Here is a 16,811-nt window from a genome sequence, read left to right on the forward strand (position 1 = left end):
GTGACGATCGAGCGACGGCCGCATCGTCTCGTCAACGCCGGACCTGCCCACGGGCATGGCACCGGTGAATGGGGAACTGCCGATGACGATCGAGCCAGCGATCGCGCTCGCCATGCGCGACATCGCCAAGCGCTATGGCGCGACCTGCGCGCTGCGCAGCGCCGACCTCACCTTGCAAGCTGGCCGCGTCCACGCCTTGCTCGGCGAGAACGGCGCCGGCAAGTCAACCCTGGTGAAGATCATCGTCGGCGCTGTGAAGCCCGACAGCGGCAGCGTCACCATCGCTGGCCGGCCGGTCGCCTTCCGCTCGGTAGCCGAGGCGATCGCCGCCGGCATCGTGCCGATCTACCAGCATCTCAGCCTGTTTCCCGAGCTCTCCGTCCTCGACAATCTTTCTGCCTTCCAGCTCGCCGCCGGCCGTGCCGGCCTCAGCCGCAAGGCGCTGGTGCCGCGCGAGGAGGCGCGGGCCTGGCTCGCCCGCGTCGGGCTCGACCTCGATCTCGATCGCGCGGTCTCGTCGCTTTCGCTCGGCGAGCGCCAATTGCTCGAAATCGCCCGCGGTGTCGGCCGCAATTGCCGCATCCTCGTCCTCGACGAGCCCACGGCAGCGCTGAACGGCGCTGAGGCCGACCGGCTCTTCGCCGTGGTCCGCGATCTCTGCGCCGGCAGCGCGGCCGTGCTCTTCATCTCGCACAAATTCGACGAGATCGAACGCCTTGCCGATGAGGTCACGGTGCTGCGCGATGGCGCCACCGTGATCGACGCCGCCCCGATCGGCCGGCATGACCGCGCCACGCTGGTCAAGGCGATGCTGGGCATGCAGGTCGAGCACGAGCACCGCTCCGGCAGCGCCCGGGCCGAACCGGTCCTGACTGCAGCCAATGTCCGCATGGCGACTGGCCATAGCCTCGACCTCTCGGTGCGCGCCGGTGAAATCGTCGGCCTCGCCGGTCTGGTCGGCTCCGGAGCGCTCGCGATCGCCGCCACCATGGCCGGCGCCGCTCCCGGCCAGGGCGAGATCGCTGTCGGCGACCAGCGCTTTGCGCTCGGCGATCGGCGCGAAGCCGTCCGCCTCGGCGTCGCCTACGTCCCGGCCGATCGCCATGCCGAGGGACTGTTTCCGCCGGTCAGCGCGATCGGCAACGCCTCAGCCAGCGCCCTGTCGCGTTTTTCCGCTCGTGGCCTCCTCGGCAAGGCGCGTGAGCGCGACGCGATCGAGCCGCTGCTGCGCCGCCTGCACCTGCATCCGGCCCGGCCGGACGCCGAGGCCGCGAGCTTCAGCGGCGGCAACCAGCAGAAGCTGCTGATCGCGCGCTGCCTCGCCTTGCCGAACCTGCGCGCCCTCGTCCTGCTGGAGCCGACGCGCGGGGTCGACGTCGCCGCCCGCGCCATGATCCACCGCGCCGTCATCGAGATGGCGCGCTCGGGCGTCGCCGTCCTGGTCGCATCGAGCGACCTCGACGAGCTGACAGCGCTCTGCGACCGCTATCTCGTGGTCCGGGACGGCATGATCGCGCAGGAACTGCCGGCCTGCGCCGCAACCGAGGCGATCATGGCCGCGCTCGCCGGAAAGGCAGCGGCATGAGCAGCTTTCCAATCGGCGACCGGGGCCCCTCCAGCATGCCTGCCATCCTGCGCCCGCCCGCCATCCTCGTCGTGACGGCGCTGCTGTTCGGGCTGGCCGCCCTCGCAGTGCCGCGCTTCGGCACGCTCGGCAATATCGAGAACGTGCTGCGCATCGCTGCGATCCTCGGCATCGTCGCCTGCGGCCAGGCCATCGTCGTCATCCTCGCCGGCATCGAGTTCTCGTTCGGTGCCTCGGCGGCGCTGGCCAGCGTCGTCATCGTCATGGCCCTGCCGACAGCCGGTGTGGTCGGCGCCTTCCTCCTCGGCGGCCTGCTGATCCTTGCGATCGGCATGGTCAACGGCCTACTCGTTGCCCGCTTTGCCGTGCCGCCGGTGATCGCGACGCTCGGCATGCTGATGATCGCCTCAGGCCTTGCCGCCTGGCTCGCCGGCGGCCTGCCGATCGACGCGCCGCCCTCGGACGCCTTCTCATGGCCGGCGCGCGGCCGGGTCCTCGGCATACCCGTGCCGATCATCTGCGCCGCTATCGCCTTCGCCGCGCTGCATCTGCTGCTCGCGAAAACCCGGCTCGGACGCGGCTGGTATCTGGTCGGCGCCAATGCGACGGCTGCCAGGCTCGCCGGCCTCTCCGTGCCCCGCCTCGTCTTCTCCGGCTACGCCGTGGCCGGCCTGTTCTGCGCGCTCGGCGCCGTCATCCTGACCAGCCGCGTCGCCTCGGGCCAGCCGATGCTCGCGCCGAACCTGCCCTTCGAGACCATCGCCGCCTGCGCCGTCGGCGGGCTGCCGCTCGGGGGAGGACGCGGCAATGTCCTGCAGGTCGCCTGCGGCGTGCTGATCGTCGCCATGCTCAACAACATCGTGGTGCTGCTGAACCTGCCGACCGCCTACCAGCTCATCCTGCTCGGCACGCTCGTCGTCGCTGCCGTGCTGCTCCAGCGCGACTGGGCCTTCCTCGGCAACGCAATCCGCGTCGTCACCGGCGGGAGGCGCGGATGACCCCGGCCATCGCCCCTCGCCTGCTGGTCGCACCTGCCGGCATCCTCGCCGCCGGCCTCGTCTTCGCCGCGATAGCGCCCGGCTTCCTCTCGCTCGGCAATGCCGCCAGCATCGCCGGCCAAGCCTGGGTCCTCGTCCTGCTGGCGACAGGCCAGATGTTCGCCCTCGCCGCCCGCGGCTTCGACATCTCGGTCGGCGCGATCGCGGCGCTGGCCGGAACGCTCGCCGCCATGGCCGCCAACAGCTTCGGGCTGGCCGGCCTGCTCGTCGCCCCGCTGGTCGGTCTCGCTTGCGGCACACTGAACGGCTGGCTCGTCGGCCGGCTCGCCTTGCAGCCGATCGTCGCGACGCTCGGCTCGCTGGTCGCGCTCAAGGGCCTCGCCCTGCTGGTCAGCGATGACGGCCAGGCCGTGCCGCTCACCGAAGCCGGCCATGCCACCAGCCTCGCCTTCGATCCGGTGCTCGGCCTGCCGCCGCTCGCCTGGCTCGCCCTCGCCTGCGTCCTCGGCGCCCAGTTCCTCCTGAGCCACGCCACACTCGGCAAGCGCATCCTGATGCTCGGCGCCAATCCCGAAGCCGTCAGCCTGGTCGGCGCCGATGCCGGCGCGCTCCAAATCCGGGCCTACCAGCTCTGCGGCCTCTTCGCCGGACTTGCCGGAGCGCTGATGACGGCCCGAGCCGGCGCCGGCCTGCCAACCGAAGGCGCCGGCATGGAATTGCAGGCGATCGCCGCAGCGATCATCGGCGGGACCGCGTTGTCGGGTGGCGTCGCCAACGCCATCGCGGTCGCGGCCGGTGCGTTCTTCGTTCAGGCCGTGCTGACCGGACTCAATCTCACCGGTGTCTCGCCCTTCCTGGCGCAGGTCACCGTCGGCCTCGTCATCCTCGGCTCCGGCCTGATGGACACCGCCCTCCGCTCGCTCCTTTCCCGCAACCGCCAGCCCAAGGACGTATCGCCATGACATTCCTGTCCCGCCGTAGCCTGCTGCTCGCCTCGATCGCTGCCGCCGCTTTGGCGCAGCCGGCCCTCGCCCAGGAGAAGACGATCGGCATCGCCGTGCCGAACCTCGCCTCCTCCTTCTGGATCTCCGCCGTCTACGGCATGGAGAGCGAGGCGAAGGCGGGTGGCGCCACCGTGCTCAAGCTCAATGCCGGCGGTGACGCCAACGCCTCGCAGCAGATCGCCCAGGTGCAGGACCTGATCCAGCGCAAGGTCGCGGCGATCGTGATCGGCGCCACCAATGGCGATGCGGTCAAGCCGATCGTCGAGCGCGCGATCGAGGCCGGCATCCCGGTGGTCGGCATCTCCTCGCCGCCGAACACGCCGAAGCTTGCCTCGCTGGTCAGCGCCGACCATGCCGACATGGGCAAGCTCCAGGCCGAATGCCTCGCCAAGGCGGTCGGCGGCAAGGGCACGGTCGCAATGATGGCGGGCCCCGCCGGCCAGGCCTGGTCGGACCTGCGCGCCAAGGGCTTCCGCGAGGCGCTGGCCAAGGCGGCGCCCGACGTCAAGATCGTCGCAGAATCGCGCCTCGCCGACAATCGCAACGCCGCGCTCGGCACCGCCGAGGACTGGACGCAGCGCTTCCCCGACCTCGCCGGCATCTATGCGGCGACCGACGACATGGCGGCCGGCGTCGTCTCGGCCTTCAAGTCGGCGAGCAAGCCGGTGAAGGTCTCGGCCTCGAATTTCAGCCCGACCGCCCAGCAGATGCTGAAGGACGGCGACATCGCCTGCACCTCGATCCAACAGGTCGTCGCCCAGGGCAAGGCCGCGATGGCGCAGGCGCTGAAGGCCGCGGCCAAGCAGCCGGTCGAGGCGCGTGTCGTCCTGCCGGCTCTGCTGGTGACGCGCGAGAACGTCGCGACCGTCGACCTCTCCTCGGTCGTCGCGCCGGCCGATTATCGCCCCTGACGGACGCACGATCATGCTGCCTAGCTCCGGACGCTTCCCCTACTCGCCCATCGTCGACCGGCCGGACTTCACCTGGCCGGGCGGCAAGCGGCTCGCCGTCTATGTCGCGCTCTGCGTCGAGCATTTCGCCTATGGCTCGGGGCTCGGCCTGCCCTATTCGCCGGGACTCCAGCACCCCAACACCTACAACTGGGCCTGGCGCGAATACGGCAACCGCGTCGGCGGCTGGCGGCTGATCGAGCTCTTCGACGAGTACCGCCTGCCGCTCTCGGTGCTGCTCAACACCGAATGCTACGAGCACTGCCCCGAGTTGGTCGCGGCCCATCGTCGTCGCGGCGACGAGATCGTCGCCCATGGCCGCACCAATTCCGAGCATCAGAATGGCATGGAGGTCGAGGCCGAGCGAAGGCTGATCGCCGAGGCGACGCAGGCGATCGCGAGCCATGAAGGCGCTGCGCCTGCCGGCTGGATGAGCCCCGGCGCCCATCCCAGCGCCAACACCGAGGACCTGCTGACTGAGGCCGGCTACGGCTACACCATGGACTGGCCGATGGACGACCAGCCGGTCTGGCTCAAGACCAAGGGTGGCCCCCTGCTGGCAATGCCCTATCCGCACGAGGTCAACGACGTGCCGATGGTCGTGCTGCATGATGGCACGGCGCAGGCCTTCGCCGACATGGCGATCGACAATCTCGACGAGATGCTCGGCCAGTCCGAGCAGCAGGCGCTGGTCTACGGCATGACGATCCACACCTTCATCGTCGGCCAACCCTTCCGCATCCGACAGTTCCGCCGGGTGCTCGACCATCTCAACAAGCACCAGGACCGCATCTGGTTCACCACGGCCGGCGCCTGCGCGCGCCATTACGCCAGCCTGTTCCCGGCCCCGTCGGCCGGCTGATCGCAAGGAAACGCCCATGACTTCCCCATCCTCACCCGGCGCGCATCCGCGCCGGCGGGTCGCCATCGCCGGTCTCGGCGCGGTCGGCCTCAAGATCGCCAGCGTGCTCGACCAGGGCGTGCCCGGCTGCGAGCTCGTCGCCGTCTCCGCCAATGACCGCGACAAGGCCCGCGAGCGGCTTTCCCATCTCTCCCGCCCGGTCCCGGTCGTCGCAATCGAGGAGCTCGAACGCCTCGCCGACATCGTCGTCGAATGCGCGCCGGCCGCCTTGCTGCCGGCCATCGCCAAGCCCTTCCTGCGTGCCGGCAAGACGGTGATCGTGCTGAGCTCCGGCGCCATCCTCTCGCATGAGGGGCTGATCGAGATCGCCCGCCAGCACGGCGGCCAGATCGTCGTGCCGACCGGCGCCCTGCTCGGCCTCGACGCCGTCACCGCCGCGGCAGAAGGCGTGATTCGCTCGGTCCGGATGATCACGCGCAAGCCGGTGCGCGGCCTCGTCGGCGCGCCCTATCTGATCGAGAACAACATCGCGCTCGACGATGTCAGAGAGCCGACGCGGGTGTTCAGCGGCACGCCGCGCGAGGCGGCGATTGGCTTCCCGGCCAATCTCAATGTCGCGGTCGCGCTCTCGCTCGCCGGCATCGGGCCGGACCGGACGACGCTGGAAATCTGGGCCGACCCGGCGCTGACCCGCAATACCCACACGATCGAGGTCGACGCCGACTCCGCCAGCTTCTCGATGACCATCGAGAACGTGCCGAGTGACAACCCCAAGACCGGCCGCATCACCGCGCTCTCGGTCATCTCCTATCTGCGCAAGCTCGACGCTCCCTTGCGCATCGGCTCGTAAGCCAGGACTCACAAGGAACCCACCATGGATCTGGGAATTGCTGGACGCACGGCGCTCGTACTGGGTGCCGGCGGCGGGCTCGGCCGCGCCATCGCCAGGACGCTCGCAAGGGAAGGCGCCAAGGTCGCGCTCGCCGATATCGACAAAACGTCGCTCGCCGCCACGGCGGCCGACCTCGCCGCCCTCGGCGCGCCGCATCTGGCGCAGCGCTGGGACATCGGCCGCCTTGACGAGGCCGACGGGCATCTTTCCGCGATCGGCGAGACGCTCGGGCCGGTCGACATCCTCGTCAACAATACTGGCGGCCCGCCGCCCAGCCTCGCCGCCGGCGTGCCGCCCGAGACCTGGACGGCGCAGTTCCAGGCGATGGTGCTCTCCGTCATCGCTCTAACCGACAAGGTGCTACCGGGGATGCGCGAGCGCGGCTTCGGGCGGGTCGTCACCTCGACCTCCTCGGGCGTCGTCGCACCGATCCCGAATCTGGCGATCTCGAACGCCCTGCGCCTGTCGCTGGTCGGCTGGTCCAAGACACTGGCGCGCGAGGTCGCCGCTTCCGGCATCACCTGCAATATCATCCTGCCGGGGCGGATCGCCACCGACCGCATCCTCTTTCTCGACGAGCAGAAGGCCAGGCGCGAAGGCCGCCCGCTCGCCGACATCGTCGCCGAGAGCACGGGCTCGATCCCGCTCGGCCGCTACGGCACGCCCGAGGAATACGCCGACGCCGTCGCCTTCCTCGCCAGCGCCCGCGCCGCCTACATCACCGGCTCGGTCATCCGGGTCGATGGCGGCTATCTCCAGAGCATCTGAAAGGACATGAGATCATGACCGAACTGCCCCAGCGCGACGCCATCTGGCGCGAGGACATCCGCCACCGCTTCCTCGCCGTCGACACCTCCAACGTCGCCGACGTGCTCGACACGCTCGGCCTGCCGGACCAGGGCCTCGCACCGCAATTTGCGCCCTATCCCGCGACGACCGGACAGCTCGCCGGCTTTGCCTATACGATCCGCGGCCAGATGACGCCGTTTCCGCTCGGCGGCGACGCCGAGAAGATGACGGCTTGCCAGGGCGTCTCGCCCGGCGAGGTCACGGTCTGGAGCGGCGATGGCGAAGGCATCTGCTATTTCGGCGAGCTGATCGCGATTGGCATGAAGGAGAAGGGCTGCGTCGGCGCCCTCGTCGACGGCGGTATCCGCGACATTCGCTGGATCGGCGAGCAGGCCTTCCCGGTCTATGCGCGCTATCGCACGCCGGTGCAGTCGATCGGCCGCTGGAAGGTCAATGCCAGCCAGGTTCCGGTGCTGATGCGCGGCGCGACCAGCCGCTATGTCGAGATCAAGCCCGGCGACTTCATCCTCGCCGACGATGACGGCGCCATCGTCATCCCGGCCGAGCGGATCGAGGAGGTGCTGGCCGAAGCCGAGCGGCTGACCGCCGTCGAGGTCAAGATCCGGCAGGAGCTCTCGCGCGGGCTCTCGCTCGCCGACGCCCTGGCGAAGTACGGCCACGTCTGACCGGACGCTCGACCATCGCGGGAGGTCAGGCCGTCAAAGCCTCGCGCAGCGGGACCATGAACTCGCGCGCGAGCTGCGACAGCTCCTCATGCAGCGGATGCAGGATGGCGATCTCGTAGGAGATCGCCGGCCGGAACGGCCGGCGCACCACGTCGGCCGTGAAAGGCCCACTGACGACGGGATCGACGATCCCGACCCCGATGCCGGCGGCGACGAGCTCGCAGGCCGAGGAGAAGAACTCCGTCTCGGCGACCACATTCCAGCGCGCGCCATATTCCGAGAAGGCGGCGGCGAGCTTCTGGTAGACCGGATCGCCCCGGAACAGGGTGACGAAGGGCAAGCCATCGAGATCGGCCGGGGTGATCTCCTCGCGCTCCGCCAAGGGATGGCCGAGCGGCAGCATGCACTGGCACTGATAGCTGAAGACCTCCATCTGCGCGGTCGGATAGTCGAGCGGTAGCTCGGCGATGGCGAAGTCGAAGGTCCGCGTCGACATCAGCTCCTTCACGCTCTGCGATGCCCGCGTGATGATCTTCATCTGCAACCCGGGCCGCTCGGCAGCGAAGACCGAGAGCAACCGCGGCAGCAGCGCGATCGAGATGCTGGGATAGGCGGTGATGGCGAGATGGCCGCGCTTTCCGGCGCGGATCTCGCTTGCGACCCGCGCCGTGTTCTCGACCGCCTCGAGCGCCCGGCTCGCCTCGGCATAGATCAGATGCGCTTCCGGCGTCGGCTGCAGCCGCGTGCCACGCCGCACGAACAGCGGCACGCCGAAATCGTGCTCCAGCGCCGCGATCATCGTGCTGACGCCGGGCTGCGAGATCCCCAGCAATTCGGCGACGCGCGTCATCGTGCCGTGGATCATCAGGGCGCGGAAGCATTCGAGCTGGCGCAGGCGCATGCCGCTTCATATGTTATTCTAATAATGAAGCCAAATCAAATTATTGGATTTGCATAACGCTTGAGGGTTTCCTTGCCGGCACAGCGAATGAGCCAGCGAGGAGATCGCCATGAACAAGCAGGTCGGAGCGCTCCAGTCGGCGCTCGAACTGATCCCGGCCCGCAGCGGCGTCGCCGCAAGGGTCAAGCGCGGCGAGAGCGTCCGCGTCGTCAACACCCATGGCAAGCAGGTGGTCGATACCTGGGCCTTCAGCGCCGCCGATGTCGACGAGCATCTCTCGATGGAGCACAGCCGGGCCGCGATCCTGAAGCTGATGCCGGCGGTCGGCGACACGCTGGTCAGCAATCGCCGTAACCCGATGCTGACCGTGGTCGAGGACACCACCCCCGGCATCCACGACATGCTGATTGCCGCCTGCGACGAGCATCGCTATCGCCAGCTCGGCGCGCACGGTCATCACGACAGCTGCACCGACAATCTCAAGGCGGCGCTCGCCGCGCTCGGCATCGCCGTGCCGCTGACGCCGAGCCCGCTCAACCTGTTCATGAACGTGCCGGTGCGGACCGATGGCAGCCTCGCCTTCGAGGCGCCGGTCAGCGAACCCGGCCAGCATATCGCCCTGCGCGCCGAGATGGACCTGATCATCGTCTTCTCGGCCTGCCCGCAGGACATGGTGCCGGTCAACGCCATGCATCCGACCGACGCGCATTACCAGATCGCCTGACGGAGGCCCATCATGCGCAAGCTGCCTTCGCTCAATGCCGTGCGCGCCTTCGAGGCGACGGCGCGCCATCTCAGCTTCACCCAGGCCGCCAACGAGCTCTGCGTCACGGTGACGGCGGTGAGCCATCAGGTTCGCCATCTCGAAGCCGTGCTCGGCCTGAAGCTGTTCGAGCGTCAGGCGCGGGCGCTCGCACTGACCGCGTCGGGCGAGACGCTGTTCCCGCTGTTGCGCGACGGCTTCGACCGGCTCGCCGACGCCTTCGCCCTGCTCGACGATTCACGCTCGGCCGATGCGGTCACCGTCTCGACCACGCGCGCCTTCGCCGAGCGCTGGTTGATGCCGCGCCTGCATGCTTTCCATGCGGCACACCCGGCGATCACGGTCCATATCGACGCCTCCGAGGAGGTAATGGACCTGCGGGCCGAGGGCATCGACCTCGCCATCCGCTACGGCGCCGTGCCGGCCGATCAGCGTCAGACCGTTCTGCTGGAGGACAACTACATCGCTGTCGCGTCCGGCAACCTTTGCCCCGGCGACCAAAGCCCCGGCATCGCCAACATGCTGGGCCGCCCGCTGATCGGCTACCGCTGGAAGAACCGCGCGCTCGAAGCGCCGGACTGGCCGGCCTGGCTGGCGCAGGCGCTGCCGGGAACGGCGCCGGACTTCCGCCAGTCCTGGTTCAGCGAGGAGACTTTGGCCTTGCATGCCGCCGATCGCGGTCTCGGTCCGCTCCTGTGCAGCGATGTCCTCGTCGACGACGCCTTGCGCGACGGCAGCCTGGTGCGCCTCGACGGCGGCAGCCTGCCGGGCTTCGCCTTTCGGCTGGTCGAGGGCCCGACGCCGCGCAAGCGCTCGACCGTGCTGTTCCGCGACTGGCTGCGCGCCGAGGCCACCGCCTTCCGCCGGCGCGAGGCGCCCGCGCTCACCCTGCCACGGGCCGCGTGAAATAGGGCAATTCCTCGGTCCGGACCTGGTATTCGCCGGCCGCGACCAGCCGCTCGACATAAGCGACGATCTCTTCCAGAGGCGCAAACCAGACCTGGCGCGTCGCGAGAACCTGTTCGAGCCAGCGCTCGACCACGGCCCAGCGCGCTAGCCGCCCGGTCAAGAACGGGTGCCAGATCCCCATCCAGAAGCCGCCAGCCTCGTATTGCGCCTCAAATTCAGCGAAGGAGGCGGCGAGGCCCTGCTCCGGCGATTGCACCTGCATCATGTAGCCGATCTCGGCATAGTGCGCGAAAGGCGGCCAGTCGTCGGAGCCCCAATGCGGGGGCACCTCGTAGAGATACTTGCCGCCCGAACGCATTCGATAGGGGATGTCGTCGGCCATCAGCGAGGAATCATAAGAAAAGCCGTGCTCGATCAGGAGATCGATCGTCGCCTGAGTCGCATTGTAGACCGGCGCGCGATAGCCGCGCGGCGTGCGGCCTGTCATCCGCCGGTGGATGGCGAGGGCTTTCTCGAAAGCGCTACGCTCAGCCTCCGGCGAGATCTCGGTCGGGTCCTCATGGAGATAGCCGTGATGGCCGATCTCGTGGCCACCCGCCAGGATCGCCTCGACGGCCTCGGGATAGCGTTCCATCGTCCAGCCCGGGATAAAGAAGGACTGCTTCAGTCCGAGCCGGCGATAGGTCTCGAGGATGCGTGGGACGCCGACGGTCGGTCCGTAGCGCCCCATTGTGATCGGGTATAGCCGGTTCCAGCTGTCCTTCGGCCTGGCGATATGGATCAGGCTGTCGGCGTCGACGTCGAAGGTGATGGCGCAGGCGCAGCGCGCGCCGTTCGGCCACGGGATCGGATTCTGGATCAAGGTTTCGCTCCCGCTTCTACGCCGCCTCGGCGCGGCGGCCGGCGATGAGCTCATCGACCAGCCCCGGCACCGCCGCATGCGCCTCGGCGATCGAGCGCTTGTGCCGGGCGTCGCCGAACTCCTGATAGTCGATCGCAATCGTATGGATCGACTCGACACCGAGATAGTGCGAGCAGGTCCGGATATGCGGGTCGAGCTGGTTCATGTCGGCGCGCACGCCGCCCGGCCCGAATCCGAACTCGCCGCGCGAGCTCAGCACCACCAGGGTCTTGCCGCTGAGGATCGGCTCCAGCGGAAAATCGCCACGCGCCAGGTCGAAGCTGAAGGTCTTGCCGATCCGGATGATCTTGTCGAACCAGGACTTGAGCTGCGCCGGCATGCCGTAATTGTACATCGGCGTGCCCATCACGATGACATCGGCGGCGGCGAGCTCCGCGATCAGCTCGTCGGACAGGGCGAGCTCCGCCTTGTGCTGCGGGGTGCGGGCCTCCTCGGGCGTGAAGGCCGCGGCGACCCAGGCCTCGTTGAGGAAGGGCGGCGGGTCACGCCCGACATCGCGGGCGATCACGTTCGCATCGGGCTCGCGGGCGAGCCAGGCCTCGACGAAGGCCCTGGACAAGGCGCGGCTGAGCGAGCGGTCGCCGCGGGCGCTGGCGTCGAGATGAAGAAGCGTCGTCATGGCAGGTCCTCGTTGAGGCGGCAGGCCACCAGGCTCGCCGGTTGCAACGAAGATGGGTTGCCGCCCGTGGTCGCACCAACGAGTTTTTCTTCAGGGCTCTGAAGAGATTTTCATCACGCGTCCCGGCGCCGCTAACCGCTTGTCCAGGTGCTGTTTTCCGGCTTCTCCGGCTGTTCCAAGAATCTCTCAAGCCGGGTTGAGCAAATCTCACTTTCGCAAGCCGGGGCGTGCTGCTGCCATCGTGCGGGATGGGCCGAAAACGATCCGAGGGGAGCCCAGTCCTCATTCCAGCACGGGAGATCAGCATGACCCTGACCAGGCGAGACATGGCCGCGGCGCTCGCGGCGAGCGTCGGCCTCGCAGCCCTGCCGCGATCGGCACACGCCGCCGGCGGGCCGCTCAAGGTGGCGATCGCATTGCCGGGCAGCATCGCCGACGGCGGCTGGAGCCAGTCGGCCTTCGAGGTGCTGGCTCAGGCCCGCACCGAATTGCAGGCGGAGACCGCCTATAGCGAGAAGGTGCACCAACCGCAGCAGGTCGAGGTGCTCTCCGACTATGCCAGGCGCGGCTACAATCTGGTGATCGGTCATGGCGGCGAATTCCAGGATGCAGTCGACCGCGTCGCCGCGCGCTTCCCCAAGACGAGCTTCCTCGTCACCAACGGCCTGCGCCCCTCGGCCAATGTCGCGACGGCCGATTTCCACTTCTCGCAGCCGGCCTATCTGCTCGGCTTCCTGGCCGCACGGATGAGCAAGACCGGCAAGGTCGGCATCATCGCGGCGCAGAAGTTCAAGTTCACCAATGACAGCGTTGCCGGCTTCGAGGCCGGCTTCCGCGCCGCCCGCAGCGACGGCCAGGTCGTCACCACCTGGACTGGCGACTGGGACGATGTCGCCAAGGGCAAGGAAGCCGCCGTCAACCAGCTCGCGCAGGGCGTCGACATCGTCTGGCCGACCATGGACAGCGCCACCGCCGGCAGCCTGCAGGCGGTGCGCGAGAAGGGCGCGATGGCCTTCGGACTCTATTACGACGCCGTCACCAAATGGCCTGACATCATGCTGCAATCGGCCATTCTCGACGTGCGCGGCCTGCTCTTCGCCATGCTGGCCAAAGCCAAGGCCGAGGGCATCGCCGGCCGCAACTACAAGTTCGACATCACCATGCCGGAAGCCGTCCGCCTCGGCAGCTTCGGCCCGAAGGTTCCGCCCGGGACCGTCGCCGAGATCGCAGCGCTGGTCGCGCGGATGAAATCCGGCCAGCTCGCCGTCCAGCCCGTCTGAACCAAAAGCAAGCGTGAGACCGGCCGCGCCGCAAGAGCGCGCCGGCCAGCGAGGGAGGATCGGATGGCAGTGTCCGAGCATGACTATCTCGTCGTCGACGGCGTCTCGAAGACGTTCGGACGTTTTCGGGCGCTGGACGGCGTCGACCTCACAGTCGCCAAGGCCAGCATCCATGCAGTGCTCGGCGAGAACGGCGCCGGCAAGACCAGCCTGATGAACGTGCTCTACGGGCTCTACCGACCGGAAGAGGGCGAAATCCGCATCGCCGGGCAGCCGATCGCGCTGCATTCCCCGGCCGATGCGATCCGCCATCGCATCGGCATGATCCATCAGCATTTCCACCTCGCCGAGGCGCTGAGCGTCACCGAGAACATCGTGCTCGGCCTCGGCCGGCCGCTGACGCGGCTGCGGCTGGCCGAGCACGCGGCACGCATAGCCGAGATGAGCCGGCAGATCGGTTTCGAGGTCGATCCCGCCGCCGAGGTCTGGCGCCTGCCGATGGGAATGCGCCAACGCGTCGAGATCCTGAAGGCGCTCTATCGCGGTGCCGACATTCTCGTCCTCGACGAGCCGACCTCGGTGCTGGCGCCGAGCGAGATCGACGGCTTTCTCGCCGGCCTTCGGCGCCTGCGCGCCGACGGCACCACCATCCTCTTCGTCACCCACAAGCTCGAGGAGGTCATGGCGGTCGCCGACGAGGCCTCGGTGATGCGCGCCGGCAAGGTCGTGGCCCGCCGCCGCATCATCGACACCTCGCCACGGGAATTGTCGCATCTGATGATCGGGCGGGAGCTCGCGGTCGAGCCGACCACCCGCAGCACGAGCCCCGGCGCGGACCGACTGGTCTTGCGCGACCTCGTCGCCGACAATGATCGCGGCACCCGGGCACTGGACCAGTTCTCGCTCACCGTCCGCGCCGGCGAGGTGGTCGGTCTCGTCGGCATCGACGGCAATGGCCAGCGCGAGCTTGCCGAGATCATCACCGGGCTGCGGCCGCTGATCTCCGGCGAGATGACAGCCGATGGCCGCGATATTCGCCCGCTCGATGCCCGCTCCCGCCAGCGCGAGGCCAGGATCGGCTTCGTGCCCGAGGATCGCCACGGCACCGGCCTCGTGCTCGACCATTCGGTCGAGACCAATCTCGTGCTGCGTTCCTTCGATCTGCCGCCGGTCTCGCGGCATGGCCTGCTCGACCGCGCGACGATCGCGGCGACGGGCAAGCGGCTGGCGGCGGAGTACGACATCCGCCTGCGCTCGCCGCGGCAGGCGGCACGCGACCTCTCCGGCGGCAACCAGCAGAAGATCATCCTGGCGCGGGAGATCGAAGCTGCGCCGCGCATCCTCATCATCGCCCAGGCGACCAAGGGGCTCGATCTCGGCGCCATCGCCTTCGTCCAGCGCCAGATCCTGGCGCAGCGCGAGAAGGGTGTCGCCATCCTCTACATCTCGACCGAACTGGAGCATGTCATGGAGGTCGCCGACCGTATCGGCGTGATCTGCGCCGGCCGCATCACTGGCGAATTGACGCCGCAGGAGGTCAGCGCCGAGCGCGTCGGGCTGCTGATGGCAGGCATCGCTGCGGAGCGCGCGGCATGAGCACGCTTCTCGATATCGCCATCCGCCTGCGCAGCCTCTGGGCGACGCTGATCGCGCTGCTGCTCGGCGCGTTGCTGATCTGGATCGCCGGACACAACCCGCTCACGGCCTATGCCGTGCTCTTCCACGAAGGCTTCGCCGACTATTGGGGCGTCGCCAACACCCTGGTGAAGGCCAGTCCGATCGTGCTCGCAGCGCTTGCCGTCTGCCTGCCTTACCGCGCCGGGCTCTACAACATCGGCGGAGAAGGCCAGATCTATATCGGCGGCCTCTGCGCCACGCTGGTGGGCCTTAGCCTGCCGGATTGCCCGCCCTGGCTCGGCATTCCGCTCGTCCTGGCGAGCGCCGTGATCGGCGGGGCGGCCTGGGCCGCGATCGCCGGGGCGCTGAAGGCGTATCGCGGCGTCAACGAGGTCATCGCCACCTTGCTGCTCAACTTCGTCGCGATCCATATCGTCAGCTATGCCGTGAGCGGCCCGCTGCTGGCGGAAGAGGCGCCCTATCCGTTCTCCGAGCAGTTGCCTGCCAACCTGCACTTGCCGATGTTGCTGCCGCAGACCGACGCCCATCTCGGCGCGCTCTTCGGCCTCGTGCTGGCGCTCGTACTGCACGTCCATTTCAGCCGGACCAGCCATGGCCTCGCACTCGATGTGATCGGCCGTAACCCGCAGGCTGCGCGTTATGCCGGCATCGCGGTCGAGCGCCAGATCGTCGTCGCCATGGCGCTCGGCGGCGGCCTCGCCGGTCTGGCCGGCGGGCTCGAGATCGTCGGCCTGAAATACCGGCTCTTCCATCTGTTCAGCGCCGGCTATGGCTTCGACGGCATCGTCGTCGCCTTCATGGCAGGCGCGCAGCCGCTGCTGGTGCCGCTCGCCGGACTGCTGATCGCGGCTCTGAAGGCAGGGTCCGGCAGCATGCAGCGCGCCATCGGCCTCGACGGCAGCATCGTCGAGGCGATCCTCGGCCTTGTGGTGATGACCGTCGCTGCCGGCCTTGCCTGGAAGCCTTCGCCGGCCTCGCTGCTCGCCTTCCTCCGCTCGAAACCGGCGCCGGCCGAGCCGATCAACCTCAGCCCGCGAAAGGCGACGCCATGACCGATCTTGCTTTCGACGCTGCCTTCTTCGCAGCCTTGCTGGCGGCTTCCGTCCGCCTCGCCATGCCGATCGCCTTCGCTGCGCTAGGCGGCGTCATCGCCGAGCGCAGCGGGGTCTACAACATCGCGCTCGAAGGCCTGATCCTCACCGGCGCGCTCGCCGCGGCGGCCGGAGCCCATGCGACGGGCATGCCGCTGATCGGCCTCGCCGCCGGCATCGCCGCAGGCGCGGTCGGCGGCCTCCTCGTCGCTCTGCTGACCGTGACCTTTCGGGTCAACCAGCTCGTCGCCGGCATCGCCGTCAACATCTTCTGTGCGGGACTCACGGCGTTCCTCGCACGTGCGGTCTTCGGACTCACCACCAGCACGCAGGTCGCCGGATTCCCGGCGCTCGATCTCGGGCCGCTGTCTGGCTTGCCGATCCTGGGGCCGGCCCTGTTCGCACATGACGCGCTGACCTATGCCTTCGTCGCGCTCTGCCTGCTCGTCACCGTCCTGCTCTTCCTGACACCTTGGGGACTTGCCCTGCGCGCGACCGGCGAGAATCCGCGCGCAGCCGACAGCGCCGGCCTGCCGATCATTTGCATCCGCTATCTCGCGCTGGTGCTCTCCGGCATGCTGGCGGCGCTCGGCGGCTGCCATCTCGTGCTGGCGCAGGTTCACATCTTCTCGGACGGGATGAGTGCGGGCAAAGGCTTCCTCGCGCTCGCCGCGATCATCCTTGGCCGCTGGCATCCGGCCGGCGTCGCGCTGGCCGCACTGTTCTTCGGCCTCTGCGATGCGCTGCAGTTCCGGCTGCAGTTTGCCATTCCCGGCGTGCCCTACCAGATCTTCCAGATCCTGCCCTATCTGGTCTCGATCGCAGCGCTCGCCTGGACGATCGGGCGTTCGCGCCAGCCGGCGGCCGCGGGGCAGGCCTATATGCGCGAGCAGCGCTAGCTGCCCGCCGATGAACGCCCGGC

The 16,811-nt window shown here is 68.7% G+C and carries 17 protein-coding genes; 14 read left to right on the forward strand and 3 right to left on the reverse strand.

Translation table 11 applies throughout. The features are described from left to right. The first annotated feature begins 82 nt into the window (after positions 1-82). Genes GV161_RS04770 through GV161_RS04805 form a run of 8 tightly spaced genes read left to right on the forward strand, consistent with a single transcriptional unit; the run spans position 83 to position 7,766 of the window. On the forward strand, positions 83-1,585 hold the full coding sequence (locus GV161_RS04770; protein ID WP_159650140.1) for a sugar ABC transporter ATP-binding protein: 1,503 nt from the start codon (positions 83-85) through the stop codon (positions 1,583-1,585). Then, the gene (locus GV161_RS04775) at positions 1,582-2,583 is read left to right on the forward strand and encodes an ABC transporter permease (protein ID WP_152015788.1); all 1,002 of its coding nucleotides are present in this window, start codon (positions 1,582-1,584) and stop codon (positions 2,581-2,583) included. Before GV161_RS04770 ends, GV161_RS04775 begins: the two co-directional genes overlap by 4 nt. Beyond that, positions 2,580-3,545 carry an ABC transporter permease gene (locus tag GV161_RS04780; RefSeq protein WP_152015787.1) on the forward strand — a complete coding sequence of 322 codons (966 nt, stop codon included), beginning with the start codon at positions 2,580-2,582 and terminating at the stop codon, positions 3,543-3,545. Before GV161_RS04775 ends, GV161_RS04780 begins: the two co-directional genes overlap by 4 nt. Continuing rightward, on the forward strand, positions 3,542-4,498 hold the full coding sequence (locus tag GV161_RS04785; RefSeq protein WP_152015786.1) for a substrate-binding domain-containing protein: 957 nt from the start codon (positions 3,542-3,544) through the stop codon (positions 4,496-4,498). The genes GV161_RS04780 and GV161_RS04785 overlap by 4 nt, the downstream gene beginning before the upstream one ends. Positions 4,499-4,511: 13 nt before the next feature. Then, entirely contained in the window at positions 4,512-5,399 is an 888-nt protein-coding gene (locus GV161_RS04790; protein WP_152015785.1) for a polysaccharide deacetylase family protein, read from the forward strand. Positions 5,400-5,415: 16 nt separating this feature from the next. Next, the gene (locus GV161_RS04795; RefSeq protein WP_152015784.1) at positions 5,416-6,249 is read left to right on the forward strand and encodes an aspartate dehydrogenase; all 834 of its coding nucleotides are present in this window, start codon (positions 5,416-5,418) and stop codon (positions 6,247-6,249) included. 24 nt (positions 6,250-6,273) lie between these two features. Next, complete coding sequence (locus tag GV161_RS04800; RefSeq protein WP_152015783.1) at positions 6,274-7,059, forward strand: SDR family oxidoreductase; 786 nt, start codon at positions 6,274-6,276, stop codon at positions 7,057-7,059. Positions 7,060-7,073: 14 nt separating this feature from the next. Next, positions 7,074-7,766 (forward strand): RraA family protein, encoded by a 693-nt coding sequence (locus GV161_RS04805; protein WP_152015782.1) that lies wholly within the window; start codon positions 7,074-7,076, stop codon positions 7,764-7,766. A gap of 25 nt (positions 7,767-7,791) precedes the next feature. On the opposite strand, the gene GV161_RS04810 is transcribed toward GV161_RS04805, so the two are convergent. Next, positions 7,792-8,667, reverse strand: a complete 876-nt coding sequence (locus tag GV161_RS04810) for a LysR substrate-binding domain-containing protein (protein WP_152015781.1) — start codon at positions 8,665-8,667, stop codon at positions 7,792-7,794. 109 nt (positions 8,668-8,776) lie between these two features. On the opposite strand from GV161_RS04810, the gene GV161_RS04815 reads away from it, so the two are divergent. Together GV161_RS04815 and GV161_RS04820 are read left to right on the forward strand one after the other, a co-directional pair. Further along, positions 8,777-9,391, forward strand: coding sequence for an urea carboxylase-associated family protein (locus tag GV161_RS04815; protein ID WP_152015780.1), 615 nt, complete (start codon positions 8,777-8,779; stop codon positions 9,389-9,391). 12 nt (positions 9,392-9,403) lie between these two features. Beyond that, positions 9,404-10,336 carry a LysR family transcriptional regulator gene (locus tag GV161_RS04820; protein ID WP_152015779.1) on the forward strand — a complete coding sequence of 311 codons (933 nt, stop codon included), beginning with the start codon at positions 9,404-9,406 and terminating at the stop codon, positions 10,334-10,336. On the opposite strand, the gene GV161_RS04825 is transcribed toward GV161_RS04820, so the two are convergent. Further along, on the reverse strand, positions 10,314-11,201 hold the full coding sequence (locus GV161_RS04825) for a polysaccharide deacetylase (RefSeq protein ID WP_152015778.1): 888 nt from the start codon (positions 11,199-11,201) through the stop codon (positions 10,314-10,316). The genes GV161_RS04820 and GV161_RS04825 overlap by 23 nt on opposite strands. Before the next feature lie 16 nt (positions 11,202-11,217). Next, positions 11,218-11,880 (reverse strand): NAD(P)H-dependent oxidoreductase, encoded by a 663-nt coding sequence (locus GV161_RS04830; protein WP_152015777.1) that lies wholly within the window; start codon positions 11,878-11,880, stop codon positions 11,218-11,220. A 305-nt stretch (positions 11,881-12,185) separates the two neighbouring features. Here GV161_RS04830 and GV161_RS04835 point away from each other — a divergent pair, with 305 nt between their 5' ends. The 4 genes from GV161_RS04835 (at position 12,186) to GV161_RS04850 (ending at position 16,788) form a co-directional block, all read left to right on the forward strand. Then, positions 12,186-13,160 (forward strand): BMP family protein, encoded by a 975-nt coding sequence (locus GV161_RS04835; protein ID WP_159650141.1) that lies wholly within the window; start codon positions 12,186-12,188, stop codon positions 13,158-13,160. A 63-nt stretch (positions 13,161-13,223) separates the two neighbouring features. After that, complete coding sequence (locus GV161_RS04840; protein ID WP_152015775.1) at positions 13,224-14,756, forward strand: ABC transporter ATP-binding protein; 1,533 nt, start codon at positions 13,224-13,226, stop codon at positions 14,754-14,756. Further along, positions 14,753-15,850, forward strand: coding sequence for an ABC transporter permease (locus GV161_RS04845; protein ID WP_152015774.1), 1,098 nt, complete (start codon positions 14,753-14,755; stop codon positions 15,848-15,850). The genes GV161_RS04840 and GV161_RS04845 overlap by 4 nt, the downstream gene beginning before the upstream one ends. After that, the gene (locus GV161_RS04850; RefSeq protein ID WP_152015773.1) at positions 15,847-16,788 is read left to right on the forward strand and encodes an ABC transporter permease; all 942 of its coding nucleotides are present in this window, start codon (positions 15,847-15,849) and stop codon (positions 16,786-16,788) included. The genes GV161_RS04845 and GV161_RS04850 overlap by 4 nt, the downstream gene beginning before the upstream one ends. The last annotated feature ends 23 nt before the right edge of the window (positions 16,789-16,811 follow it).

It is taken from the genome of Bosea sp. 29B (assembly GCF_902506165.1).
Classification (GTDB): Bacteria; Pseudomonadota; Alphaproteobacteria; order Rhizobiales; family Beijerinckiaceae; genus Allobosea.

What these genes read in the sequence shown, in the direction of transcription:
- GV161_RS04850 (WP_152015773.1), top strand. Translation starts at nt 15,847, where the DNA reads ATGACCGATCTTGCTTTCGACGCTGCCTTCTTCGCAGCCTTGCTGGCG.
- GV161_RS04835 (WP_159650141.1), top strand. Translation starts at nt 12,186, where the DNA reads ATGACCCTGACCAGGCGAGACATGGCCGCGGCGCTCGCGGCGAGCGTC.
- GV161_RS04780 (WP_152015787.1), top strand. Translation starts at nt 2,580, where the DNA reads ATGACCCCGGCCATCGCCCCTCGCCTGCTGGTCGCACCTGCCGGCATC.
- GV161_RS04840 (WP_152015775.1), top strand. Translation starts at nt 13,224, where the DNA reads ATGGCAGTGTCCGAGCATGACTATCTCGTCGTCGACGGCGTCTCGAAG.
- GV161_RS04810 (WP_152015781.1), bottom strand. Translation starts at nt 8,667, where the DNA reads ATGCGCCTGCGCCAGCTCGAATGCTTCCGCGCCCTGATGATCCACGGC.
- GV161_RS04770 (WP_159650140.1), top strand. Translation starts at nt 83, where the DNA reads ATGACGATCGAGCCAGCGATCGCGCTCGCCATGCGCGACATCGCCAAG.
- GV161_RS04845 (WP_152015774.1), top strand. Translation starts at nt 14,753, where the DNA reads ATGAGCACGCTTCTCGATATCGCCATCCGCCTGCGCAGCCTCTGGGCG.
- GV161_RS04820 (WP_152015779.1), top strand. Translation starts at nt 9,404, where the DNA reads ATGCGCAAGCTGCCTTCGCTCAATGCCGTGCGCGCCTTCGAGGCGACG.
- GV161_RS04815 (WP_152015780.1), top strand. Translation starts at nt 8,777, where the DNA reads ATGAACAAGCAGGTCGGAGCGCTCCAGTCGGCGCTCGAACTGATCCCG.
- GV161_RS04800 (WP_152015783.1), top strand. Translation starts at nt 6,274, where the DNA reads ATGGATCTGGGAATTGCTGGACGCACGGCGCTCGTACTGGGTGCCGGC.
- GV161_RS04830 (WP_152015777.1), bottom strand. Translation starts at nt 11,880, where the DNA reads ATGACGACGCTTCTTCATCTCGACGCCAGCGCCCGCGGCGACCGCTCG.
- GV161_RS04785 (WP_152015786.1), top strand. Translation starts at nt 3,542, where the DNA reads ATGACATTCCTGTCCCGCCGTAGCCTGCTGCTCGCCTCGATCGCTGCC.
- GV161_RS04790 (WP_152015785.1), top strand. Translation starts at nt 4,512, where the DNA reads ATGCTGCCTAGCTCCGGACGCTTCCCCTACTCGCCCATCGTCGACCGG.
- GV161_RS04805 (WP_152015782.1), top strand. Translation starts at nt 7,074, where the DNA reads ATGACCGAACTGCCCCAGCGCGACGCCATCTGGCGCGAGGACATCCGC.
- GV161_RS04775 (WP_152015788.1), top strand. Translation starts at nt 1,582, where the DNA reads ATGAGCAGCTTTCCAATCGGCGACCGGGGCCCCTCCAGCATGCCTGCC.
- GV161_RS04795 (WP_152015784.1), top strand. Translation starts at nt 5,416, where the DNA reads ATGACTTCCCCATCCTCACCCGGCGCGCATCCGCGCCGGCGGGTCGCC.